Below are 23,876 nucleotides of genomic sequence, written 5' to 3'. Positions count from 1 at the left end.
TCCGGTATTGCCCGCAGGCGAGATGTGAATTGACGACCTAAGATGGCGCTACAGAGATAAGAGTTATTATCTCTGTGCCAATGTCTTGGTACGTAACTCGCTCCACACAAAATGCCCCGACGCCTCACTGTTCCCGATGGCCTGCCCGACCCCGCCGCTCTTGCCGCGCTGCGCGCCTGGTACGAGGGCGCTTCCTCGCGTGAGACGGCCGACCGCTACCTGCGCGATCGGATTGGCGATGGCCAGTCGGCAAGAGGCATCATCGGGGCGATCCGGCGCCAGCTCGTTCAGTATGCCCGGCGGCGCCAGCGCCCCGACCTGGCGGAAGTCTTCGTGTGCTCCGCCACCGAGCGCGTGGGCTACGCCCGGGCCGCCGCGGCGGCCATCGAGCAACTTCGCGTGACCTCCGTGCCTTCGCCGCAGATCAGCGATGCTGTGGCACAGTGGCTGCCAGCGCGCGCGGTACACGCCTTGCAGGCCGCTGGCATCGCAACCCTGGCCGACCTTACCGTTCGTATCCCCCGCCGGCGACAGTGGTGGACCGCCGTCCCGGGGCTCGGCCCCGCCAGCGCCCGCCAGATCGAGGCGTTCTTTGCCGCACACCCGGCGCTTACCGAGCGTGCCCGCGCCTTGATCGTCGCCGACCGACAGTCCATCGTGACGCCGTGGGAACATCTGCGGCTGCCACGCGAGGTCGACGGCTCCACTGGCGCCTTTCGCGCTCCTCTGTCGACGTGCATACTGGGCGTAGACAACGACTACGAGGCCATCCAGGCCTGGCTGGCCCTGCACGAATCGCCGGCCACGCAGCGCGCCTACCGCAAGGAAGCCGAACGGCTGATCCTGTGGGCCATCGTAGCGCGAGGGAAGGCCCTTTCATCCTTGACAACCAAGGATGCGACCGACTATCGGGCATTTTTGCGCAGACCCACGCCGCGCGAGCGCTGGGTCGGCCCCCCGCGGCCACGCACGTCACCGGACTGGCGCCCGTTTGTCGATAACCTCTCGGCGCGCTCGGTCGCCCATGCGCTGGCCGTGCTCAGCGCACTGTTCCGCTGGCTGGTGGAACAACGCTATGTGCTTGCCAACCCCTTTGCGGGTATCAAGGTACGCGGCAGCCAGCGTGCCATGGCCGTGGAAACCACGCACGCCTTCACCGAAGGAGAATGGCTGCTGGTGCGGACCATCGCCAACGGCCTCGAGTGGTCGTACGGCTGGCAAGCCGCGGCCGCACAACGGCTTCGCTTCCTGCTGGATTTCGGATACGCGACGGGACTGCGGATCAGCGAACTGGCAGATGCCGTGTTGCGTAATCTTGACGTCGATGCTGCTGGCGATCACTGGCTGCACGTGGTCGGCAAAGGCGGCAAGCCCGCTAGGGTCACATTGACGCCCTTGGCGCGTGCGGCGCTGGAACGCTATCTGCTGGAGCGCGGGCTTCCTGTCAGCCGCGCTCGGTGGAATCCCGCTACGCCCTTAATCGGCAGCCTGGACGGTGGCGAAACCGGCATCACGCCGCTGCGCCTGTGGGAAGTCATGCGCCGATTCTTCAGGCTCGCAGCGGGCATCATCGAAGGCGAACATCCAGCGTTGGCAGAGAAGCTCCGACGGGCGACACCACACTGGATGCGGCACACCCACGCGACCCACGCGCTGGCGAAGGGCGTCGAACTGAGCGCTGTGCGCGACAACCTGCGCCACGCCTCAATTTCGACAACGTCCATCTACTTGCATACCGATGACGTCAAGCGGGCCCGGCAGTTCAGCCAGGCATTCGCTGCCTGAATCGCCTGTACAACAATGCAATAAGAGGTCCAGGAGCCCCGCCACTGACGAACCATCTCACGCAACTCGGCGTCGTTGGCCCGATAGCCTGAAATGCGCCAGATTTTGCGCCCGCAGGACGGCAACCGGGAAGTTCGCATCCGCGCAAGGCATTGATCTATAGGAAAAATCCAGGCCAAACCGCCAGATTTTGCAAGAAAAGTACGATAACCCCTGTGTGGTCGGCAGATGTTTCCGGCTGTTTCTCTTTCGGATACAGAGCAGCCCCCGACCAAAAGAGACACTATCCGCATACTGGCAGCGGACGGTATTAAAGCTATCGCCACTAGGGACAAGTGCCATTCGACGTTTGCCGCAGGGCATATATGGGACTCCGCCGTACGGCAGCGCCGCCTACTGCGCTAGAATTGTTGTACCGCTCCGTAGAACAACTACGCTCTCCTGCGTCCACGGCGCTCTCTATTTATCGCCGCGACCTTACTCCATTTTCCCCTTTGCATGCACCCTGCACTGTCTGCCGATTTGGATACTCAGCGCCTGCGCGAACGCGCCGATGCTATCCTGTGGATCAGAACCCAGATGGCAAAATTCAATCTACACCTCACCGACTTGCAGAACGCGGGTTGTTTTGCCAACCAACCCTTTGCCGCGACTGGGCCGGTCCGCTTCCGTGACGCACAGGGCCACACCTGGGATGGCCGTGGCGATCTACCGCACTGGCTTCAACGCGCCGTCAATGCTGGCCAATCGATCGCTCATTTTGAGGTCGAACGCTAACGATACTTTCAATGTGAAAGGAACTTTGCTTTGCCTTGCCGCGCCACTGGGGATTGGGGGAACGGCAGGACTAAGGGCCAAAAATGTCCGCCGTGGCCACGATCCCTGTACCGAGTCATGACGTGGACGCTGTCGACATCAACGCTATAACGAGGAAGCTAACAGTATCAGGCGAGAGGCCGCTGCCTTTGCCTCGCGCTGCGCTTTGGCGCCTTCGAGGGCTCGTTGGGGGGCGCTGGATTGCTTACGGCAAATCAGACGCTCTTATCAAAAAACAACTGCGTTATAAAGTTCTCAGACGTTTATTAGCCGCACCTTCTTCAATCAAGGGCGCATCGGTACCGTGGAGCCGTCGTTCGTTCAGCCGCCGATCCTCCAACAACGTTTCAAATGCCATTTGAGAACCGCACTCCCTTGCGAACTCAAGCGGTGTAAGTCCGCTCGGATGTGCACGATGAACGTCAATACGCGAGTCATGGAGCAACGACCGTATTATAACTGGATTATCCGCTTCGATTGCCAGATGAAGGGCCGTGCGACCATCGGAAGCCGAAACATTAGGATCTATTAATCCGTTTTTGAGCACACCGGTAACGATTGTTGCATTTCCCGTGGCCGCAGCAACTAACAGCGCCTCTTCGGGATACACAATGCGAGGATGATCTATCAAAATTTCGACTACTTCAACATGTCCCCCTCGAGCTGCAAGCGCAATAGCTGTTTCACCAGACGGCCGCACGCAGTTTGGTCTGACACCATTCTTCAGTAGAGCGCGGACCACGTTGGCGTGCCCACGGTCAGCCGCATCCAGCAAAGCCGTCCTTCTATCTCGTACGCGGTAATCCTGCGCCAATGCCTGCGCAATATCCACGTATCCGTTCCTAGCGGCCAAGGAAAGTGGCGTCGTGCCGACAATAAAAGTCACATTGGGGTCGGTCTGAGGACTAGACAACAGCGCGCAAACAACATCCAGCCGTCCTCTACGAACTGCATAATGAAGTGGGGACGCACCGTCAATTGTTCTATTTGGGTCGAATCCAAAATCGAATAAAAACAATTCGATCAACTCTCCATTTCCGCGCTTCACCACTGTTTCCCACAATGTCTTTTCTACGGAGAAAATTCCCTCTTCTGATATTTCTCTGTTCGGGTCAATTCGACGACCCGTTAATAACAACCGAATGGTCCCAACGTCGCCTCGCGTCACAAGTTCTTGCCATATGGTTGGTTCCGTTTCAAATAAGAATGCAAGGTCGATATCTTGATGTTCGAGAAACATCGAGATTATCTTTGTGTTGCCGGACCTGATGGCGCTACTGATTTCCTCCTGTATAAAATCTCCCACGTTTTGGAATCGGCTTGTAATCATCTCTATAACCACCATGATGGCCATCTCATTGGAGAAATCCACGGCAGATTTTAGCGCGATCTTCAGATCTCTCTTTATTGTCTTATCAGAGCGCCTATTAATTATTTCGTCGATCAAATCAGGATGCCTGCTTTTCATCGCCTTTTCAATAATATATTGCCCATCATCCCCACTCAACGGAACTTTATCAACCACGCGCAACGCAAGATCTTCACATCCTTGCTCCAGCAGTACTATAAATGCCGTTATTTTTTCATCTGAAGCTAGATGAAAAAATCTATTTTCAAGGATCCAGTATATTCCTTCCCTATTCCGAGTACTTGCAGCCATATACTTACCAACATTCGGCTCTGTAATTGCGTCAAAGCAGTCTCGCGTATTTCCACAAAGACTCCCCAAGACTTCTTCTGGTGAAAACTGCGCGAAATCCTCATCCGTCTTCGCATTCTTGAATGCCGCAACTGTTATTTCGTGTCGTATCGACAGCGATATATCAGGTGGAATCCTCGTCACAGGCGCGTAGCTTGCCGAAGCCCCCATTCCTGTTTTAATGTAAAAAAAATCACCTAGATTTTTTATCTTTTGATCGCGATCTTCGCTCCTCCATACAACTGGATATCTACAGATCCTCTCCAATACTTGCGCTAACCGTAAATTCTTAGAAATAGCTAATGCCAAAATTGTCGGATTATCGACTAGCTTGTAAGAATGACACCCTCCAATCGTCCTAGCGTCAGGACACATAACCAGATAGAACGGAATTTCTCCATACTTATCGCAAAAAATTGCCCGCGTATTTCTTTCATATTTCATGCCAACCTGTAGCCATTCGTCTTCTGAAATCGAATGTGCAAGGGCTGATCCTACATTAATTCGTATGTCTTCCATGCATTCTTCTGAAAGCTGCCTTATAACGGCGCCTTCTATACTACTCGCTTTCACTCGCCGCAAGCATTCCTCTAACAATTGAGGATTTTGTGAATTTTTTGGCACAATATTATCAGGCCGCATCGTCAGCCCGAATTCTTCACTGCAATAGTTGCGATATGCATTTACATAGTGAACTTCATTGCCCCGATATATCGCTTCAGCACCGTGAACCGTCTTGACAAATTCGAGAATTCGCTGCTCAACATGCCACTCATAAACGCGTCTCACGTTTGATATAAAATCTGCATCATGACCTAAGCCCTGTGCAGCCAGCATAAGATTCGTGGCAGATCCCGAGGGACATTTCGTCACTCCATCACTCAATTCAACAATACATTGGACCTTCCGATTTGCCGATATACCTGCATCATCCAACCGATCACATAGAGTATCCAAAGCTCTCTTGCCGGCGCCAAATATTATCTCGAAATCCTCATCCCTAAACCCACTCTGTTTAGAGCCGGATATTTTGGCAAAAAAAAGATCAGTATTTCTTTTTACCGCCGTGGCATGAACTGGCGCATGCGCCGCGATAAACCTATTTATCTTGAGAAGGTCATCCCTCAGCTCCGATATCACTAAATAGTATTTAGGTGACCTAACAAAATCACACACCGGCCCGTCAGATCCGAGATATAAATTCTTAGCATCCTTATTTATCGCGCATAACAACGACGGAGATGAACGAAAAAAAAACGGGGTAAATTTCAACGGGTACATAACATGTGGTAAAACATAATCATCTCGGAATTCAATGGTATTCGCCGATTTCCACAGATATGCTTAGGCGTCGTGGAGCGAACATCCTCCAATTGAATTTTCCGGCTAAGCTCAGAGCTTCATTCCCTGCCCCTGAAATCGGTCACTGATTTGGTATACCGTTCGCTTAAGGCAGAATGGTGGTAGCTCGAGGCGACAACAGTTGACGTTATGCTTTGGCCTCGGAATACCTCGATCACTTGCTACAACCACCGACTCGACAGGTCGCAGGTATGGACCGTCTCCGCCTTGTTTTACGTATCCTTTAATGAGGCTTGCTGCAGTATCAAGGTTAAATGACGACCGCTACACCTCCGTATTCGTACGAATCAACGATACCTAAGTAAAAAATTCATACGGCGACCGTATCTAGACTATATTCAGAGTTTAGGCGTTATCTCCACGAATCTTCTCTTCAATGGCCGTAAATCCGTTTCTTTAGTGCTACTGACCAATAACAAAGCCTTATCAATATCGGATTGCCAAATTCCGGTGGCTCCATTTTGTACCGAATTTTCCGCGTAAATGAGCGCTTCCTCATAAATTTTCAGAATTTTTTTATAACCCTCAGTCCAAACGGGGCAATTATTAAGTGCAGCTGCACATAAATTCAGAATCAGGCGGAAAGATTCGCCTTGATGCATTAATGGAGATTTAATTATCCCCTCCAAATCCATCCTCAATTTTCCGGAAAATCCATCTAGAAGACTTTCCGCATGATTCTCCAATCGAGCACCGATTTCCTTATACTCATCACTATCAACATCGGATAAATATTCAATGAAATCGATCAATTCCCAGACCCCGTCCACCAATCTGTCCTTCGGCAATTGTTCCAGGGTATTTTTGAACAAATCAAAAAATGATTCACATATGCTATAGTTTTCAGCATCAATGAAGACGCGACCGAGACGCAACAATGATTCGATTCTTTGTTCCGCAGGCAACATTCCTACTTCTCTAAGATGCTTCTTACTCAAATCATTAAGCGCATCACCTATTATTTCCGGGCCGTATTTACTAAGTCGCAACATTGTTTCAATTTGTTGCGCGGACGATATATCATTTGATTTGGTTATTTCGATAACCTTGCTTATCGTATGCTTGTCACAGAATCTAATTGCACCAGTACGCAAAAGCCTGCGCAGCGCGGACGCTTTACCTTCAGGAGGGAGAAGATCAATGTCAGCACAAAAATCAATGCAGAATTCCTGGGCCACTGAAACTGCTACTCGAGAAAAAGATAGTGAATTTCCAATAACTTCTCTCGCAGAGATTCGCGTGGATAATGGAATACTCCAGAGTTCGCTCTTGATGTTGGCGTAAACTTTCTCACGATCTTTTTGCGACAAGTTATCGATTAGATACTTAACGCTTATAGTTATCTCAAATTTGAAACGGTTGCTTGAGCGCGAAGCGCACATAATATAGTAGTTAATGTAATCTCTATACCTATTTGGAATATTTGAAAAATACGAGCAGAATTTCGCGAGAGGTTCGCCACGTTCTTCTTCCGGCAATGCGGAAATTTCCGCCCAGAGGACATCAACGGCATCAATGGCTGAATCTACTACCGCTGGAAATCTAGTTCGAGACGCCAGGGCCGTCAGCAGCATTGCACGATGTTCGGGGGGCGTCGTGTCGTCCAAAGCGTCCAAGAACGTTTTAACGTTGTGTGGGCAGACCAAGGCAGCGAAATTAGTCTCTGCAAGTTCGCAGAGCACCAAAATCTTTTTTTGTGGCTCTAACTTCGTTGCGCGATCGAAAATAATATCGAACTTTCGCGTGGAGTTCTCGAGAGCGCCAAGAGTCCAGTCCGGATCCTCAAGCCTGTCGAAATTCCTTGCTGCTGCCAACAGCGGTCGGAATCTCTGATCACTGGGTAGCCTGTCGATCGCTTTTATCAATTGATTGAACTGCATCTCGGATTTGCACCTCGAATTGAGAACCGCTAACGACTTCGATAGGCTAACAAGCGGCATACGTCGGTCTTTTACGTCCAATGTTGATATGGATTGCAAAACGGCATCGAACAAGTCCTCATCAAAACTTAAACCATGAGATTCCCTCATTATAATTTTTCTCGAAATGGAGGACAGCGGCAAGATGCGATATTGCGGTGGCAATCGTTGATCTGGCAACTGATTGTCTATTTCGGCGAGTACCTTCCGTGCATCGCAAGATGGGAGCTGGGCAGAATTATTGAGTTGGTGGCTACGCCTTGCATTCTTAGTTGCTGCTCCGATGCCTTTACTTGATGTACTGAGGTTGCAGAGATCTCCTACCGGCAAGAAACTCATCATCTCTGAAAATGCCGGCCCCAGTGCCAAGAAGAAATTATCCACATAAGGAACTATATCGCCCGGAGAGAGATCCTTGGCTTCCCCACTCAATGATTCCAGAAAAGTTTCGGAAGCTATCGGTTGCTCGGTGCTGTTTGGCAAAATATCGTTGGTCGGAACTGTATTTCCCCCTTCAGCATATTGCTGATCAGACATGACAAAGCCACCTACGCAATTTATTATATTAGTTGTCGGCATGATATAAAAATATATGTCTATAAAAACGGCCCGGGAAACGCGTTCCGCGACTCTGAGCGCTTCAGGAAGGGGACGTCCTGCGCGACAGCTGTATCTCCGACGGAATTTAGTATGAACGCACCAGAGCGACACTTCTCGACGACGAACTGCACGGCGCTTCGTTTATCCAGTCATGGGTCCTTTACTTTCTGAATAGACGACAGATTCACGCTATGCGCCCATAATATGGGCCGGACGATGCTACGTCCGATCATCTGGCATGAAAATTGGTTTTTCGTCGCATATCGGCAATACAGATTAGCAGTTCATCCAAAGCTTCCCGTGCGGAATATCGATTTACGTCTTCTTCATTCATTGGAACAATTGAACTTGCAACGAGCCTTTCGGAGATCGGATGAAGCCCTAAGGTAACTGAGTTCGAACTGCGAATTAGGTTGTATTCAAGAGCGGAGCTGTATGCAAATAATCGCTCCGCGACCGCAGGGATTCCGACGTCAGCATATATTTTCATTACATCCAGCTGTTGATTTAGATGCAAAACTGCGTCGACACCTTTCATCTTAAAAGATAGAGTATGCATATTTGTATCTAAATTTCCGCCATACAAGAGCTCAATAACTCTGGCCACCTCGTTAAAATAACGTGCATTTGAATTCATCTAAAATGCTCCACATACTAGAAATGCTAATAATATCTCATCGAAGGCTAGCATGGAGTTTCCCATTGAATTTACAAAATTGCGCTTAATTTTTTCAAATTTATGTTGGAGTCTGAGGAAATCTTCCGAATGCGCATCGTTCTCCTCCGATGCTGTTAGGAAATCGGTCTACGAGCAACCTCTCTCGTTCTGCTTTCAGGGGAGCTCAAAGTTGAAGTCGCACCGACCTTCGAATTCGCCCTAGCTGGGGTAATCGTACTTTCCGTGCTAAATCTGGCGCTTTCGCTGAAAGCGTGGATTGACAAGGCTTGGCGGTCGACTCCGACGATTGTCAGTAGACGCTGAGAGATCCCGATAACATTGCTTCCCGCCAATCGCGCCGCCGCTAGGAGGTAGGGAAATGCCAGGATCTGACCGACTTCGGTTGCAGCGAGGCCAACGAGGCGCTAATGCGGCAACTCCACCGCCGCAAGTTCCTTGAATTCGCCCACAATGTGGTGCTGGTCGGCGGTCCTGACACGGGGAAGACCCACCTGGGCACAGCCATCGCTGTACAGGCTGTGGAGCATCACCATCGCCGGGTGCGCTTCTTTTCCACCGTCGAACTGGTCAACCCACTGGAACTGGAGAAGGTCTCTGGCAAGCCTGGCCATCTGACCACGCGACTGATGTATGCCGACCTGGTGATCCTCGATGAGTTGGGCTATCTGCCCTTTAGCCAGACCGGTGGTGCATTGCTGTTCCATCTGATCAGCAAGCTGTATAGCGCACCAGCCTGATCATCACCACCAACCTGAGCTTCGGGAAATGGTCCAGTGTCTTCGGGGAAGCCAAGATGACCACTGCGCTACTCGACCGCCTTACCCATCACTGCCACATTGTGGAGACCGGCAACGATAGCTATCGTTTCAAGCGCGCAGCACCACCCAACCCAAGAAGGAGAAAGACACCGCCAAACAGCCCGCACCAAGCGACACCTAACAGCCTTTGGGGTGGGTCAGTTTTCGATGCAAATCGTGCGGGGGAGCGGCCGAAAACTTGGACTACTTGGAGGTAGTTCATGTACTCGTACGAAGACCATCTTCGAGCGGTTCGGCTCTATGTGAAGCTGGGTAAGCACCTCAACGCGACCATTCGGCAATTGGGGGTTCCGACCAAGAATTCGCTTAAATCCGCGTATCGTGAATACGAACAGTGCCATGAATTGCGGTCTGGCTATGTTCGTTCGCGGCCGAGGTATTCGTCCGGGCAGAAGCAGGCGGCCGTCGATCATTATCTGAACTATGGCCGTTACCAACCGCGGCGGGCGGATGTTGGGTCTGCTTCTTCGCGAACTTCTTCAGTACCTCGTTGCCCAGGCGCTGCGCCTTGTAGCCCCAGCCGATCATGGCCGCGCGGGTCATGTTGATCGTCTGCGGGTTGGTCGCGTTCAGGAAGAACATCGACGCGGCGGTGCCCGGACTGAACTTCTTCTGACCCATCTTGCGCAGCAGATTGCGCATCTTCATCGACACGTCGCCGAAGTCGATCTTCACCGGGCAAGGCGTCACGCACTTGTGGCAGACCGTGCAAATGGCAGCCGATCCTGCATTGGCTTGACGGCCGGCATGCCAGCCACGGACCTAAGGACCGGCGCCAGCCGGCTGACCAGCACATCGACGTCTTCCCAGGTGATGCGCCACACGGCCACCATCAAGTTGGTGCCCGGAAACGGGGCGTTGAAGCTGTCCGATTCCGTGCCGCCCAGGCGCCGGTAAAACTTGCGCGCCCGCGAATTTCCGTCCAGCACGTACAGGAACAGCGGTTTCCCCGGCCACTGGCTGGCCACGCGTATGGCGCAGTACGCCATCAGCGTCTTGCCGTAGCCTCGGCCGTGGCACTCCTGCATCACATGAAGGTTGTCCAGATAGATGCCGTAGCCGGGTTCGGCCAACGGCATCAGACATGCGAAGCCGGCCGGCTGCCCGTTGACGCGCAGAATCATGGCTTCCAGCGGCGCCTCGGCGCCTTCAAGCATGCGCGCGCGCCAGGTGGTCAGCCGTTCGGCCGGTGCGTGGGTGTCCAGGTATTCGGCGGGAATCAGTCCGGCATAGGCATGGCGCCAGCTGTCCGCATGCATGGCGGCAAGCAGGTCGGCATCGCCCGGCGAGGCGGGAACCAGTTCAATCAAAGGCATGGCAGGGGGCACCAGACGAGGGGATTGGATGGGTGCGTCTCCGATCTTAACTTCACGCTGCTAGAGTTGCTAATTCGTCGCATTTGCATTTGCGCGTTGCCACACAGATGCGATGCCGAGTGCCGCATCCTCTATAAAAAAGACACACATGGTCTCCGGTCCTATCCGCACCGTTCTAGTCAAACTGCATCTCTACATCGGCCTGGTCTTTGGCTTGCTGTTCGCCATGATGGGCCTGACCGGCACACTGATTTCATGGCGCGATGACATCGATAAGTGGCTGAATCCAGACCTGCTGGTAAGCGGCAGGTTGGCGCGCGGCACGTGCGTGACGCACACCGGCTTGCACTTGCCGCAGCACAGGCAGTCCTTGACGCTGCCGGAAATGGCGCCGACGTCGCTCTGCTGCATGATGCTCAATTCACGCCCTATCAGGCCGAACGACAGCGTGTGGGCATTCCGCAGGCCGGCACCCGGCAGCAGCTTGCCCTTGTTGAAACGGCCCTGCGGGTCCACGCGCTGATTGTAGGCGCGGAACTCGCCGATTTCGTCCTCGGTCAGGAATTCGAGCTTGGCGATGCCGATGCTATGCTCGCCAGAGATCACGCCGTCCAGCGAACATGCCAGGTCCATGATGCGGGCCACCGCGCGGTGCGCGTCCTGCAGCATGTCGTAGTCGTCCGAGTTGACGGGGAGATTCGTGTGGACGTTGCCGTCGCCGGCGTGCAAGTACAGCGCCACGAAGACGCGGCCGCGCAGCACCTGCTTGCGGATCTTCTGGTCTTCGTCCAAGATCGGCTTGAACTCGCCGCCGTTGAAGATCTTGCGCAACTCGGCGCGGATCTCGTTCTTCCGGCTCACGCGGATCGTGCGATCCTGCATCAGGTGGAACACCGTGGCGTGCGATATAGCAGGTGTAGTACGTTCAAAATCCTTGAACAACCAGCGGTTCGATCGCCCCAAAATTTAACATCGAAAAGTCCGCTCGCGTTGACAACGAATTGCATTTTTTTGCTAATCTTTTTGGCCATATATTTTCCGGCCACCACTTGCGATTTTCTCTATTATAAATGGAGTATCTAATCACGTGACGCGAAAATAGATCCAAGATTCCATTACCGAATCCATGTCGAAAATCGCCATTCACCCGTTGCAGTTCTGCGGAAATTTGTAGATCGCCAACATGGGACCACTTCAGGATGCTGCAGTATACCAATAGACCATTGCCTCTATATCTAGGAAGGTAATTAATTTCGCTAACTACCTCAGTTTCCAATCTGAAAGCACGATTCATGCACATCGGCGAAACGATACCTTCCCAACGAGAACGCTTGTAGAGAATAATTGATTCACCCTCTATACGAAGCTCTATCGTCTGATATTCTGGAGTACCAACATGAAAAAAATCTTTAAGGCAAGCTGTGACCGCAAGCACGTCGACGCCAAGCACCGCAGGACTGAGCAGTATTTTTACTATGGACTCCGCTAACGCTTGGCCGTTACTCACGCTTGTCAATAATGACTCGATTTCATCTTCGAGTACGCTCCTCATCTTCGCGTAGCATGTTTTCTCTGCAGCGATCCCAGAAACAAGTACGACTTTCTCGTCGAATTTAAAGGTAATACTTCCAGTCGTTGAATAATTCCCAACGATCCCGTATCGGCCGTTCGCAACATCGCTGTACAGTGATGAAATAAACGGAATAATCCGAGGCGCACACCGAAGCATCGTACTGCATATATATGGCATATATAGCTTTCTCAACCCAATTGCGGCGCGCATTTCAACCTAACATGCTCGAAAGAAAGTACGAACTAACGATTTAATTTTCACGCCGCTTATATTTTATTTCAACGATAGGGCCGGAATGGCACAAATTCTTAGCAAAAACTCCGCCGCTCAATATATGGAAACTCCATTAAAGGTGGTCCAAGGCTATTTGAAGTTGTTTATCCACCTGCCACTTGGGAGTATTCCGCAATTTACTCAAAGTAAATGCGATTATTGAGCGCCTCTATCGAGAATGATTTTGGTGGCATATAAATGCGCACTCAATTTAATGAAACTAGTTACATCATATCCAAGAATGCGTGCAGCAGAATAGGCCCGAGCATAGTCCTGATGGTGCAGCGGAATGGCGAGCGTTATGCTAGGGAACTCACCGCGCTCCAAGCTTTCTTGATTTTCAACGTTGCCGCTGACCTGCATATTTTCTATCATATTCATATTTTTGCCACCAAGGAAGCACCACAATTCTGAGAATGCTGCCGCCCGAACAGCGGCGGCGCATTCCGGTAAACCCCCGATATTTTCGCGATATTGTGATACAAGACCGGGCTAGGCGGTGGCGAGGAGCATCGCCAGACACTCAGAGTAAGCGCGCTTGATCAAACGCGTAGCGTTGCTACCAATATCTGCGCTTTGCGCCTCAGCTGCGATCAGCTTAAATCCCATCCTCGAACTAGACTAATTATGATATTTACACAACGGGGATTCGACGCGCCATTACATTACAGAATTAATATCGATCGCCCACAATACAACCAATTGGGCCGGTTCCTATTATTTGATGCGCTTCTGCTCTCCTGGCATTCAAATTCAAAACATAAATATTTCTGCCGCCCGCATTATTATGAACACCATCGTGCCCATGCACGACCCGGACCTTCAAATACCGACCGACCTCAGCGTTCTGTTCATCGGTCGGTCTAAAGTCATGAAAGTTCTTAAGTTCGTCGGGCGCCACTGCATCTTTATTATACATTCTGGCCAAATTCCCCTCTCGGGTCGATGCCATTGTCATTGCGTTTAACTGCTTTGCGATCGACGTAAGATAATCCTTTCTTGTTTCTGGATTATTTATTTTATTTGCGTCCAAATTAATATCGCCAAATGCGCTTGATAGCGTGTTACCCGATAATCTAAGGCCATGATGCACATAAAAATTATCCGTAGACGCATCGTAATAGGCATTGCAATAATTTCTATTAGAGTACTGATTCCATTTACTCACGTCTGCGTTATAGTCATCTTTTGCTAAGCGCCCGAAGGTGTCGTCCCCGGGGGCAGCAAAAGAGGCCGCTGCGTGATCGTGATTGCCTCTGATGAAAATGGCTCCGCAACTGTGGAGTCCTTCCACTACAGCCCGTGTAACGTTCTTGTTGCAGGAGTTTCGATCGTGATCGATGTCCCCCATAAATATGAGACCTTGAGAAGATTCTTTGTATGAAATCTCCTTTTGCAACTGCTCTAAGTTGTCCTGGTTCACTTTGTTCTGTTGGAACAAAGCCGGAGTTCCCTCAGCCTCGCTCTCAAGCAACGAAGTAAGTAGAGCAATGCCTTTCGGGGTAATGTTGATTTTCTCAGCGTGGATTCCTGCGAGCACGAGCCGCGCGACGCTCCCGTCCGCGTCTCCTAATACCAAAGGGGAACTCAAATGACATTTCCCTACTTTCGCGAGACAAAGTAAATCGGCGAAAAAAGTGGCTGCTTTAGGGGAAAGATTTCGATGTATTGTGTCAATACCCGATAAACCAGTCTGGATAGCGTCAGATTTAATGATCTCAACAAGATTATCATTGGTTGAAAGATTTTTCGTGATCGAATTATCTCTTTCTAACGCGCTTTTAATTGATTTGAAATTTACGCCTTGTAGCGAACGGCGCGATATTTCGTTTTCCTTCTGGTCGCGATATATAATTTCCAACGACTCATTGGATCGATTTTCGCGGATCAGGATGCTATCACCACAATTTAACCTAACTAAGCATCCATTGGTTTCGGAATTAATCTTTAAGCAACTATCAATCTTCGAGAGAAGTTGTGGACCCACCTCGCGAAAGGCGGCCTCTTTGTCTTTCGCATTTTCCGAGTGATGCTTTTCTATAAAGAATACTGCAATACCAAGAGTGAATATACCGGCAAGAACTTCTAGGAAAATAGCCGCTTTCGAGCGACTATAATTTGCCGCATTTGCAGCCATTTCGCTATCAGCAGCAAGCCCCCGACACAAGGTATTGAATGTGAGATGATTAATTGAATTTGGCATAGATGTATTTGATATTAAAAATATGAGGTAAAATTGTGAAAGATTTCGTCAAAAAGATCGCCATCCGCGAAACGCAGAATTCTGCATTATCGTGGCGATAAATTCGGTATCCTCGCAAATCCAGCTCGAAATTCCTGCTCAAGTACCCCGGGTGTAATTGCTGCGCCTAACCGAAGCCCTATGGCCGCGCTCGTGACATTAACGGTACAAATAACGGATGTCGCCGCTACCGATAAAAGAACTACCGTGCTGTAGGCTACTATTTTGCCTCCCACGCCAGCCTGTCTCTTCCGTACATTTTCGACTGCCGCTCGCTTCAATACGGAAAATTCTCCACAAAGGGCGTCAGCAGTGCCTAGCAATTCTTTATGGCGTGTCTGTGCGCCAAGAATTCCGCCATTTTTTTGTTGGCTCAATTGCGCGAATTGAGTAGTAAATTGTCGCCACTTGATTTCGCAGCAAACCAAAATTCTCAGAAACTCCGCGCGAATATTTTCGGGTTGAGAATCAATAAGATATTTCAATTCGGAAATTGATTTTTCTCCATCCTCAATAACTATGAGCGTAAATCTTTCCCGAAGATACGCGAACTCGCAAGTCGCCTCCGCGGAAGTCATAGTGTGCGTTTCATCGTCCCGCCTTCCTGCCGGCCGGAGTGTGTTGAGTCGACACGGCTCGACTGTTTGATTTAACATCGAATTTTATTGTTTACAATCACCAATACCCGCTTTTCGGATATTCACCCACGGTAGAGTCGCAAGATCGAGTCCACGTATACGGCAAGGTAAACTGATGCCCGGTTTCAAGTAGTAGCTTCGGTGCGCCCGACACAAACCTGTGTGCAATAGGTTGGTTAAAAGCGTTTACAAACTTCACAGTACCGCTTCCATCCCGCAAAATGAGGACGGTCTAGATTAGACTAATAGTGTCCGCCACTCCATTCATTTGTCGGATTTGCTTCCTAGAAACCCGGGCCTTAGGCTAGACAGTGCACCGAAACACGTGTCGTATCGGCGCACTGCGATCTCATTGCCTATTAGGCTTTACCAGCGCCGATAGGCGATTTACCTTTATCAGCGCCGATAGGCGATTTACCTTTATCAGCGTCGGTAGGCGCTTTACCAGCGTCGGTAGGCGAATTACCAGCGCCGGTAGGCGAATTACCAGCGCCGGTAGACGAATTACCAACGCCGGTAGGCGAATTACCACGACCGCCGGTAGGCGAATTACCACGACCGCCGGTAGGCCAATTACCACGACTCTTCTGATTCTCGGCGTTTGCAAAGAAAATCTTCCGATACGTATCAGTAAGGCCCAACAAACCGAACAAGGCCACATTCTTCATCACCTCATCCTTGCTCTCGGGAACATCGATAAACCGAACTTTTGTCTCCATTTCGTACACTTCTCCATTATTCGCAGCATCTTCAACCTTTTGGTGTTCCTCAATCTTCCACAGAACTAAATTCATTAGAGAAATAAGGAGCGTCATATCTCTGGCTAATCGCTGCAGATTTGGGCCATCTTTGACATTTTTTAAGCTATCACTTTGAAGGAACGTCACCAAAGCGGAGCATGCCGCCAGGCATTTCTTGGTAGCCTCATAATTCACTCCAGCCTCTACAAGAAAATCAGCCTGATCGGTGAGTTCATTCAAGTAGTTATCTACACTGACACCAGCATCCTTGCGAACTGCTCTATCTTCCGCACGCCTTAACGCAAGGAGGAATTGGTTAGTGAGTGCCGTTACATCGGTAACTGGATTCAGCCACTCGATTCTTTCAAAGTTATCAATGCCAAGTTGATCTGCTTCCTTGTATCGCCCTTGCGCGATAAGTTGTTGCTTAGCAACCATTCGTTCTTCCGCTCTCATATTCAAGAGGGTGCTATTAAAAAGCTTACTAGTGGAATCAAGCTGAGAAAGTAGGTCGTTTTTAATCCGAACAGATGCTTGATACTGCTCGTCTCGCGCTAGGCTATTCTCAAGGTATCTTTCAGCAAAAACACGCGATTCTTCCGCTTCGGCCAACTGTTTTTTCGCTTCTGTCAAACAGCGTGCATCGCGTTCATTGAGTATCTCAGCGTTAGGATCGAACGCATTTACGTCACGCAGCAAGCGCGCCTCAAGAGTACGTAGGTCCTCTCTCAGGTTACTCCGTGCCTCTAGCTTTTTCTGCAGCGTCTCCTCCAACTCCGGGGTTAGAGCGTTAAGATTTCCGAGTGCCTGAAGCTCCGCTATGTCCGTGTTGAGAGCATTTATGGAGTATTTAATGTCCGCACCTCCCGCATCAAGGTAGCCGGCGTACATAGTCTTCAAGGCACATGTTTCAAAATATTTGGCCCTGGCGCTGCTGGCCTTATAATTTCCATCTCTTTCATAATCATTAATACGATCTTCCAAGTGCCTTTCTATATTATTAATACTGCGCTCAAGGGCCTCTACTTTCTTCTGTGCCTCAATGAACACCGACCTGTTGTTTCGATGTGCATCCGCGCCAACTTGGGCTTTCCAGTTGTGAGGGTCCGTGACTTTAGCTGTCACATTAGCCATTGGCGGAGCAAAACGCCGTGCAGGAATTGCGCCACTATTTTCGGCTGAATAATGAAGCGGTCCCTCTTTTGATATTTCCGTGCCAGTGCCCCGACTCTTTGATAAGCCCGCGTGTTCTTGTAGAGAAAAACTTGTGGTCTCATGACGAATCCCCGCTCGGCCAAAGATATTCGCAATGATATCTTGCAACCACATCAGAAAAGTGCGCGCCTGCTTTTCACCTGTCAGTTCCTTCACAATAGCGGCGTCTCCAGAGTGATGCCATGAGCTGATCCAACTGGCGAAAATCGGCGCGCCTCCCTTTGTGGTTTCATTGGTGAATTGAATGTTATATAGTACATCTGTTTTTAAAACTGCAGCGGGATTCGCACCTTCGACAGAGTCAGCACTGACGCCGTCGACGTGGTGCCATTCGGAGGATTTATGAACCTTCAGTCCATCCTCACCCAGACGAATGTTCAGCGACTGAACGCTGGGTTCACCGAAATGGAACTTTTGCGAACAGTTCTGGACTGCCTGGATATCCGCGGTTAGGTATTCGGGCATTGTTAGGACCCTAACGAGGCCTAAAGCGGCTTTCCCAGGGTCTTCAACATGCGGGAAAGCTTTTTCAATCTTTCCCGTCAATATCTTAACAAGTTCAATCCCTTTTTCTTCCTCACGTAGAGAGCTTGCACGAAGCAACTCGACATCAATCTCCTCGCCATTAACAAGGAGTTTGATACCTTTCCCTACGGTGTTTTGGTAGATTTCATCGTACTTTGGCGCTTCGGCGGTGGTCTTCTTCGCCAACGAGTCATTCGCGTCGACCAGGTAGCTTATGACCTTGGAGGAACTAGCGGAAATATTTTCGGCTGATGTGTATCCCATATATACTCTCAATTATTAATAAAATTAATTTCCAGCAATGCATCATTAATGCTATTGCCGTGATTGCTGCGCTTATCGACAACAGGAGTAAGTCTAACGCGACCAACCTCTTAGTTTTTAAGAACTAAACTAATTTTATAGAAAATGTGATGCTCGCCATTTTTGAAGGTGGCTATTCCCGCCCACCTTCCATCAGACTATGGTTCACAACTTAAGAGTTTGTCGGAGCCGCCCTTCTTTAATAGTTGTCCAAATTTTTTAGATATTTCCATCTGCCGCGCCCAACCCGACGTTCGCGGCTGGAAAATGGATTCTTCCCGTGAAGAGCCGTGGTAGACTTTACCGTGAGCAAACAGCCGACTGCCGGCATGGCGAAATTGGTAGACGCATGGGACTTAAAATCCTTGCTCAGTTTCTGAGGTGCGGGTTCGAGTCCCGCTGCCGGCACCAAGCGGACTGCAGCCGAGTTTTTGCTTCAAGAGACTCGTTGTGTTGATTTGCACTGAGAACTGACCCACCTGACCCGCGAGCAAAGGCACATTCATTCCGTTGCGTTTTGCCGAGGGCGAAGCCTTCCAGTTCGACTGGAGCGGGGACTGGGCGGTCATTGGCGGCGAGCGTACAAAGCTGCAAGTCGCGCAATTCAAGCTCAGCCATAGCCGGGCATTTTTCCTACGCGCATTCTCCTGCAGACTCACGAGATGCTGTTCGATGCCCATCAGCGCGCCTTTACTGCCTGGGGTGGCATCCCGCGGCGCGGCATCTACGACAACATGAAGACGGCGGTGGATCGGGTTCGGCGCGGCAAGTTGCGTGACGTGAACCTGCGCTTCAGCACCATGGTGAGCCATTACCAGTTCGATGCCGCGTTCTGCAATCCGGCCTCTGGCTGGGAGAAGGGGCAGATAGAGAAGAACGTCCAGGACAGCCGCCATCGATCTGGCAACGTATCCCGTCATTTGGCTCGCTCGACGCGCTCAACGACTGGCTGGCCGATCAGTGCGTGCTGCTTTGGCAACAGACCCGTCACCCCGAGTTCGACATGACGATATGGGAAGCATGGTCTCAGGCCCCCCCCATCTCATGCCCGTGGGGCAAGCCTTCGATGGCTTCGTAAGCATACCAAACGCGTCTCGCCGACCTGCCTCGTACACTTCGATCGCAACCGCTATAGCGTGCCGGCCTCATTCGCCAACCGGCCCATCAGCTTGCTGAGTCTATGCCTCGCGCCCTGGTGTTCGTTGCCGAAGGACATGTCATCGCGGAGCACCCACGGTGCATCAGCCGAAGCCATGGCCCTGGCAGCACGATCTATGACTGGCGTCACTATCTGAGGCCCGCTCAGACGTGTTCGACTACATCGAACGCTTCTACAATCCGACTCGCCGACATTCGGCGTTGGGATACGTCAGCCCCGTTGAGTTTGAGCAAGCTCGAAAAGCTTAACTCGGCATCCACCGAACCGGTAGAGCAGCCCAGGGCTTGCTTATATCTTGATTGTGGCTGCGAATAGCGCTTGGGACGCAACTCCACCAACTCATAGCAGCAAATCATACTATCACTTCGCGCTTGCAGTCGCCCTGCCCCCCTAGCTACGCGCAGCGATTGATAAAGGCTGACCCTTCTGGGTATTGGACTGAAGTAGAGCACCTTGCGATCACCCGATGGCTCCTAATGCATTGCCCTGCTCGTCTAGAAATACCGTCTTCTCGACGAGCCAGCTTAGTCGGTCGAACCCGTCAACCGTGTATTCTCCCGCGCGGGGCTGTATTGTGCGAACAAATTTTTGAACCGTCGGACCGGTCAGTCGAAGCGTTAAAGTGTCGCAGTCTTCGGTTACATCATTCGCATCGCCATGCATAAATTTTAGCGAGCGCTTCCCACTTACCAGACAAAGCGTTCGACCGAAAGGGAGCCGCAGGGGCAGCAATTCAACAAGTTCCTTGACTTGATGCGCCCCGACGGTGATCTTAATGATCGGCGGTAGAAGGAATCGCTTTCGCGTCTCCCAGCCGAACTCCTCAGTGACGATGTAACGACTCGACGAACCATCTCGCAGCATGCCCGCGTCGACCTGCGTGCGGATGTCCGGCTTGTGAAGCAGCGAAGCGCGACCAAGGTCAGACACCCATAGCGGCATGTGTGGCAGCAGAATATCAAGCAGCGACTGCAAGCGCCAACGTTTCGCAGCCCACTCTTCTTCGAGAGTCAGTCCGACAACCTGCAGAAATGTCATACGGCCGTTCGGTGTGTCAATCGCGGGCAGCTCGGGATCGAACACGAATCCCATCGAGCAAAGTGTTGTGTCGGTATTGCGTGCAATTGGTCCGTTGGCAGTCATCCAATGACCATCGCCGAATGCGTTGCCGCTCTGAAACGCATATCGCGCAAGATTTTGCAGAAAGCTCAACGCCCAGCGCGGGGGATCGTCGTCCTGCGGAGCGCGTGCGACGCGAAAGCGTCAGTTCGAAACCGAAGCCACTGACCTCTGGGTCATCAGATTCCTTCAAATAGAGTTCGGTCAGCCCGTATGTGACGAAATGCCAGTGCGGTACAGGCTCCATGCGTTTCCACACGCTGATACCGTCCAGAGGATCGGGACCGCCGAGGTCCTACCTAGTCTGCGTGCCGTAGTGTTTCGGCTCCTATCCGTGATAGAGCAAAGCAAGCGCAGCATCGATCGCTTCCCATCCCGGCGCACTATTGTCACCGTCAAAAATCACCTGCGGATCGTGTTCCGTGTCTGTCATATGGAATCTTTAGGATTTTTTAGAAGTGTTGCCTCGATGCTGCATCAAGAACCACACCTATGTGATCAAGCTGCAAGTTGCTCTGCACATCAAGCGGGATGTGCTGCAATAGACAATTGAATCTCAGGACACGAAGACTCTCTTAAAATTAGGGATAGTCCTGTGACTAGCTTTACGACTAGGCATAACGTGGAACATATCGAGATTCTGACCGAACCGGAACGCCGCAGACGGCGGACAGTGCGGGAGAAAGTTGCCATCGTGCTCAGTGCTTCGAGCTGATAAACGCTGCCGTAGCCTTTTCGTCTAGATGCTAAGGGGTGAATCTTGTTGCCAAGGAGATATGGAGGCGGCGGGAATCGAACCCGCGTCCACGAACAATCCACAATCAGTTCTACATGTTTAGTTCTATCAATTGATTTAACCACCTCGACGCGGATGAACACGCTGCGCGGCGGCGAGTCACATCAAATTTTCGATCCGATTGTTGTGACCACATTCGGACTTAGCTGACATCTATGACCCCGCTAGTCTTTCGACCCAGGCTCGTCAGCAAGCCAGTGCGAGGAACGTCGGATTTCAGGCTGCCTGGAGATCCAGGTCTCGATTTGCCGACGATGCGCCAAAGCGCTGTGCAAGGTTAGTTGCGGTTACTTCTTTCCCATTTTTTAACGAGATAACGGATCCTCGACATGCCCTGACTGCTTCATAACCCGTGTCGAAACCAGGTCGCCCCCACCGAAGGATGCCCCAATGCCACGACGACGAACGCCTCAAGGTAGAGAACTTACGCGGCACTGAGGGCGCTCTAAGTATGCAGAAAGTCGTTGCGCAAGACTATCAATAAACTACGCGTATTTTTTGTTTCCTGCGGCCCGTCTGGCCAGCGAACAAACATACTTGTGCCTGATGTTAGCCTTTGACAAACACGACCAAACACCTTCAACATCTGCCGCTCAATAAGGCACCCACCACGGAGAGCACGGATGCAACGACCTTCATGAGGTTTCCCTATTGTGCTTATTAGTCCCTCAGTATGCGTGGCTACTCGCAGTGGCTGCGGCGGCTTCCATTTCGGCTTGGGCTTGGCGCAACAGAATGATGGCCCGGCCGGCGTGACCGCCAAGAGCATAATGATTCGCCCGTTGAGCCGCCTGCATCCGCTCAATTGCCTGCTCAGCGTGGAAGCTCGCCGCCTCGATATTCGGATGCAACTCTGAATAATATCCCACGTCAGCTACGGCGCATCCGGAAATCAGTGTGAGGGCCAGCGCGCTGGCGGCGGCGAATTCAAGTCGATATTTCATGATTAGCTCCACATTTACTCTATTAATCAGTCTCGTTCCACGCTGTACAGTAGACATTATGGTGAGCGAGAATGAGGAAAGAATTAGATGGAGAACCATATCAGTGAAATTCGAAGAGATTGCTCAGACCGCGCTAAATTTTATAGCGACTGCATGTATCTCGAGGTACGCCCGCAATACAGCAGGCATACTGAATTCCTCTTATGGAGGGGCTCGCTCGACTCCGCAAAGCCGATCTGCACGCTAGAATCTACGTCCATGCGCACTACACGCTCAATGTCTGCGCCCGACGCATACACACAGTTACTAGTGGGCTACAAGAAAGAAATGGCACAAAACATGGCAATTTCCAACAAGCTGCCGACGTGGACCATCTGGTCGCCGCTGGCCGCCTGGGCCGCATTCGGCCTGGGCCTTATGATGACGGGCCAAAGCTGGCTGATTGCATTGATGGCCGCCGCACTGGCCGGCGCGGTGTTTTCCGCCGTGCATCATGCCGAGGTGGTAGCGCACCGGGTGGGCGAGCCTTTCGGCACATTGGTGCTGGCGATTGCGGTGACCGTGATCGAGGTGGCGCTGATTGTGTCGGTGATGCTGTCGTCCGGGCCGGAGAAAGCCGGCCTTGCGCGCGACACCGTGTTCGCGGCAGTCATGATCATCTGCAACGGCATCGTCGGCATATGCCTGTTCGTCGGCGCGCTGCATCATCGCGAGCAAGCGTTCCAGGCGCCCGGCGCCAACGCCGCGATGGCGATTCTGGTCACGCTGCTGGGGCTGACAATGGTGCTGCCGAACTTCACCAGCACCACGCCAGGCCCGGTGCTGTCACCATCCCAGCTGGCGTTCTCCGGTGTGATGTCGCTTCTGCTGTATGGCTGCTTCGTGTTCGTGCAGACGGTGCGGCACCGTGACTACTTCCTGGTGGAAGGCAATCACGACGAGAGCGTGCATGCCCCGCCTCCGCCAGACCGCGTGGCCGTGGCCAGCGGCGTGCTGCTGGTGGTCTGTCTGGTGGCCGTGGTGGCGCTGGCCAAGCTGCTGTCGCCTTCAGTGGAAAAGGCCGTCGCCGATGCGGGCCTGCCCGCCGCGGTAGTGGGTGTGGTGATTGCCGCGCTGGTGCTGCTGCCGGAAGGATTGGCCGCCCTGCGCGCCGCGCGGTCGGACCGCATTCAGACCAGTCTGAACCTGGCGCTGGGTTCCGCGCTGGCCAGTATCGGCCTGACCATTCCCACGGTGGCCGTGGTCTTCATCACGATCGGACAGCCGCTCGAACTTGGGCTCAGCGCAAAGGAGATGGTGCTGCTTTTCCTGACCATGATCGTGGCGTCCCTGACGTTGGGCATGGGCCGCACGAC

General features: G+C 51.7%; 14 protein-coding genes, 1 tRNA gene, 1 other RNA gene and 8 pseudogenes. 9 read left to right on the top strand and 15 right to left on the bottom strand.

Going from position 1 to position 23,876, the window contains the following annotated elements:
- Nucleotides 1–111 precede the first annotated feature (111 nt).
- Nucleotides 112–1,785, top strand: a complete 1,674-nt coding sequence (locus tag AC3FLX_RS27640) for a site-specific integrase (RefSeq protein ID WP_488700518.1) — start codon at nt 112–114, stop codon at nt 1,783–1,785.
- A gap of 498 nt (nt 1,786–2,283) precedes the next feature.
- Nucleotides 2,284–2,562, top strand: a complete 279-nt coding sequence (locus AC3FLX_RS27635; protein ID WP_488700517.1) for an H-NS histone family protein — start codon at nt 2,284–2,286, stop codon at nt 2,560–2,562.
- Nucleotides 2,563–2,845: 283 nt separating this feature from the next.
- Here the strand turns inward: AC3FLX_RS27635 and AC3FLX_RS27630 are convergent, their stop codons facing one another.
- The 3 genes from AC3FLX_RS27630 to AC3FLX_RS27620 all read right to left on the bottom strand — a co-directional run bounded on the left by AC3FLX_RS27630 (nt 2,846) and on the right by AC3FLX_RS27620 (nt 8,818).
- Nucleotides 2,846–5,581 carry an ankyrin repeat domain-containing protein gene (locus tag AC3FLX_RS27630; protein ID WP_488700516.1) on the bottom strand — a complete coding sequence of 912 codons (2,736 nt, stop codon included), beginning with the start codon at nt 5,579–5,581 and terminating at the stop codon, nt 2,846–2,848.
- Between the two features lie 419 nt (nt 5,582–6,000).
- Nucleotides 6,001–8,118: a hypothetical protein gene (locus AC3FLX_RS27625; protein ID WP_488700515.1), complete on the bottom strand. Its 2,118-nt coding sequence runs from the start codon at nt 8,116–8,118 to the stop codon at nt 6,001–6,003.
- Nucleotides 8,119–8,410: 292 nt separating this feature from the next.
- Nucleotides 8,411–8,818, bottom strand: a complete 408-nt coding sequence (locus AC3FLX_RS27620; RefSeq protein ID WP_488700514.1) for a type III secretion system chaperone — start codon at nt 8,816–8,818, stop codon at nt 8,411–8,413.
- 416 nt (nt 8,819–9,234) lie between these two features.
- Between AC3FLX_RS27620 and istB the strand changes: the two are divergent.
- Nucleotides 9,235–9,875: pseudogene (istB, locus tag AC3FLX_RS27615) on the top strand (IS21-like element helper ATPase IstB); the annotation flags it as partial.
- Between the two features lie 3 nt (nt 9,876–9,878).
- A pseudogene (locus tag AC3FLX_RS27610) lies at nt 9,879–10,109 on the top strand (IS3 family transposase); the annotation flags it as partial.
- A gap of 1 nt (nt 10,110) precedes the next feature.
- On the opposite strand, the pseudogene AC3FLX_RS27605 reads toward AC3FLX_RS27610, so the two are convergent.
- Nucleotides 10,111–10,389 (bottom strand): annotated as a pseudogene (locus tag AC3FLX_RS27605) (hypothetical protein); the annotation flags it as partial.
- Nucleotides 10,365–10,994, bottom strand: a complete 630-nt coding sequence (locus tag AC3FLX_RS27600) for a GNAT family N-acetyltransferase (protein ID WP_488700513.1) — start codon at nt 10,992–10,994, stop codon at nt 10,365–10,367. The gene AC3FLX_RS27600 and the pseudogene AC3FLX_RS27605, both read right to left, overlap by 25 nt.
- A 148-nt stretch (nt 10,995–11,142) precedes the next feature.
- Here AC3FLX_RS27600 and AC3FLX_RS27595 point away from each other — a divergent pair.
- A pseudogene (locus AC3FLX_RS27595) lies at nt 11,143–11,298 on the top strand (PepSY domain-containing protein); the annotation flags it as partial.
- Here AC3FLX_RS27595 and AC3FLX_RS27590 read toward each other — a convergent pair.
- The 6 genes and pseudogenes from AC3FLX_RS27590 to AC3FLX_RS27565 form a co-directional block, all read right to left on the bottom strand.
- Nucleotides 11,283–11,894: pseudogene (locus AC3FLX_RS27590) on the bottom strand (FAD-binding oxidoreductase); the annotation flags it as partial. The pseudogenes AC3FLX_RS27595 and AC3FLX_RS27590 sit on opposite strands and share 16 nt — an antisense overlap.
- Nucleotides 11,895–11,919: 25 nt before the next feature.
- Nucleotides 11,920–12,777 carry a hypothetical protein gene (locus AC3FLX_RS27585; protein ID WP_488700512.1) on the bottom strand — a complete coding sequence of 286 codons (858 nt, stop codon included), beginning with the start codon at nt 12,775–12,777 and terminating at the stop codon, nt 11,920–11,922.
- Between the two features lie 219 nt (nt 12,778–12,996).
- Entirely contained in the window at nt 12,997–13,221 is a 225-nt protein-coding gene (locus AC3FLX_RS27580; RefSeq protein ID WP_488700511.1) for a hypothetical protein, read from the bottom strand.
- A gap of 292 nt (nt 13,222–13,513) precedes the next feature.
- Nucleotides 13,514–15,043 carry a metallophosphoesterase family protein gene (locus AC3FLX_RS27575; protein WP_488700510.1) on the bottom strand — a complete coding sequence of 510 codons (1,530 nt, stop codon included), beginning with the start codon at nt 15,041–15,043 and terminating at the stop codon, nt 13,514–13,516.
- 86 nt (nt 15,044–15,129) lie between these two features.
- Nucleotides 15,130–15,660, bottom strand: a complete 531-nt coding sequence (locus tag AC3FLX_RS27570; RefSeq protein ID WP_488700509.1) for a hypothetical protein — start codon at nt 15,658–15,660, stop codon at nt 15,130–15,132.
- A gap of 419 nt (nt 15,661–16,079) precedes the next feature.
- Nucleotides 16,080–18,464 carry a hypothetical protein gene (locus tag AC3FLX_RS27565; protein ID WP_488700508.1) on the bottom strand — a complete coding sequence of 795 codons (2,385 nt, stop codon included), beginning with the start codon at nt 18,462–18,464 and terminating at the stop codon, nt 16,080–16,082.
- 362 nt (nt 18,465–18,826) lie between these two features.
- On the opposite strand from AC3FLX_RS27565, the gene AC3FLX_RS27560 reads away from it, so the two are divergent.
- From AC3FLX_RS27560 to AC3FLX_RS27550, 3 genes and pseudogenes are all read left to right on the top strand, one after another.
- A tRNA-Leu gene (locus tag AC3FLX_RS27560) sits at nt 18,827–18,914 on the top strand.
- Between the two features lie 81 nt (nt 18,915–18,995).
- Nucleotides 18,996–19,809: pseudogene (gene istA / locus AC3FLX_RS27555) on the top strand (IS21 family transposase); the annotation flags it as partial.
- Nucleotides 19,797–19,910: pseudogene (locus AC3FLX_RS27550) on the top strand (IS3 family transposase); the annotation flags it as partial. The pseudogenes istA and AC3FLX_RS27550, both read left to right, overlap by 13 nt.
- Nucleotides 19,911–20,121: 211 nt before the next feature.
- On the opposite strand, the gene AC3FLX_RS27545 reads toward AC3FLX_RS27550, so the two are convergent.
- The 4 genes and pseudogenes from AC3FLX_RS27545 to AC3FLX_RS27530 form a co-directional block, all read right to left on the bottom strand.
- Nucleotides 20,122–20,874, bottom strand: coding sequence for a suppressor of fused domain protein (locus AC3FLX_RS27545; RefSeq protein ID WP_488700507.1), 753 nt, complete (start codon nt 20,872–20,874; stop codon nt 20,122–20,124).
- 91 nt (nt 20,875–20,965) lie between these two features.
- Nucleotides 20,966–21,028, bottom strand: a pseudogene (locus tag AC3FLX_RS27540) (hypothetical protein); the annotation flags it as partial.
- Between the two features lie 527 nt (nt 21,029–21,555).
- Nucleotides 21,556–21,951: a transfer-messenger RNA gene (gene ssrA / locus AC3FLX_RS27535) on the bottom strand.
- A gap of 294 nt (nt 21,952–22,245) precedes the next feature.
- Nucleotides 22,246–22,521 carry a hypothetical protein gene (locus AC3FLX_RS27530; protein WP_488700506.1) on the bottom strand — a complete coding sequence of 92 codons (276 nt, stop codon included), beginning with the start codon at nt 22,519–22,521 and terminating at the stop codon, nt 22,246–22,248.
- Nucleotides 22,522–22,860: 339 nt separating this feature from the next.
- On the opposite strand from AC3FLX_RS27530, the gene AC3FLX_RS27525 reads away from it, so the two are divergent.
- The coding region (locus tag AC3FLX_RS27525; RefSeq protein ID WP_488700505.1) for a calcium:cation antiporter at nt 22,861–23,876 on the top strand (1,016 nt) is incomplete at its 3' end.

The organism is Cupriavidus sp. 291-E7 (assembly GCF_057798835.1).
Note: the sequence above shows the minus strand (reverse complement) of the source record. Positions and strands in the feature narration are given on the sequence as shown.

Excerpts from the sequence above, each read along its gene's own strand:
- AC3FLX_RS27640 (WP_488700518.1), top strand. The coding sequence starts at position 112 with ATGCCCCGACGCCTCACTGTTCCCGATGGCCTGCCCGACCCCGCCGCT.
- AC3FLX_RS27635 (WP_488700517.1), top strand. The coding sequence starts at position 2,284 with ATGCACCCTGCACTGTCTGCCGATTTGGATACTCAGCGCCTGCGCGAA.
- AC3FLX_RS27630 (WP_488700516.1), bottom strand. The coding sequence starts at position 5,581 with ATGTACCCGTTGAAATTTACCCCGTTTTTTTTTCGTTCATCTCCGTCG.
- AC3FLX_RS27625 (WP_488700515.1), bottom strand. The coding sequence starts at position 8,118 with ATGTCTGATCAGCAATATGCTGAAGGGGGAAATACAGTTCCGACCAAC.
- AC3FLX_RS27620 (WP_488700514.1), bottom strand. The coding sequence starts at position 8,818 with ATGAATTCAAATGCACGTTATTTTAACGAGGTGGCCAGAGTTATTGAG.
- AC3FLX_RS27600 (WP_488700513.1), bottom strand. The coding sequence starts at position 10,994 with ATGCCTTTGATTGAACTGGTTCCCGCCTCGCCGGGCGATGCCGACCTG.
- AC3FLX_RS27585 (WP_488700512.1), bottom strand. The coding sequence starts at position 12,777 with ATGCGCGCCGCAATTGGGTTGAGAAAGCTATATATGCCATATATATGC.
- AC3FLX_RS27580 (WP_488700511.1), bottom strand. The coding sequence starts at position 13,221 with ATGAATATGATAGAAAATATGCAGGTCAGCGGCAACGTTGAAAATCAA.
- AC3FLX_RS27575 (WP_488700510.1), bottom strand. The coding sequence starts at position 15,043 with ATGCCAAATTCAATTAATCATCTCACATTCAATACCTTGTGTCGGGGG.
- AC3FLX_RS27570 (WP_488700509.1), bottom strand. The coding sequence starts at position 15,660 with ATGACTTCCGCGGAGGCGACTTGCGAGTTCGCGTATCTTCGGGAAAGA.
- AC3FLX_RS27565 (WP_488700508.1), bottom strand. The coding sequence starts at position 18,464 with ATGGGATACACATCAGCCGAAAATATTTCCGCTAGTTCCTCCAAGGTC.
- AC3FLX_RS27530 (WP_488700506.1), bottom strand. The coding sequence starts at position 22,521 with ATGAAATATCGACTTGAATTCGCCGCCGCCAGCGCGCTGGCCCTCACA.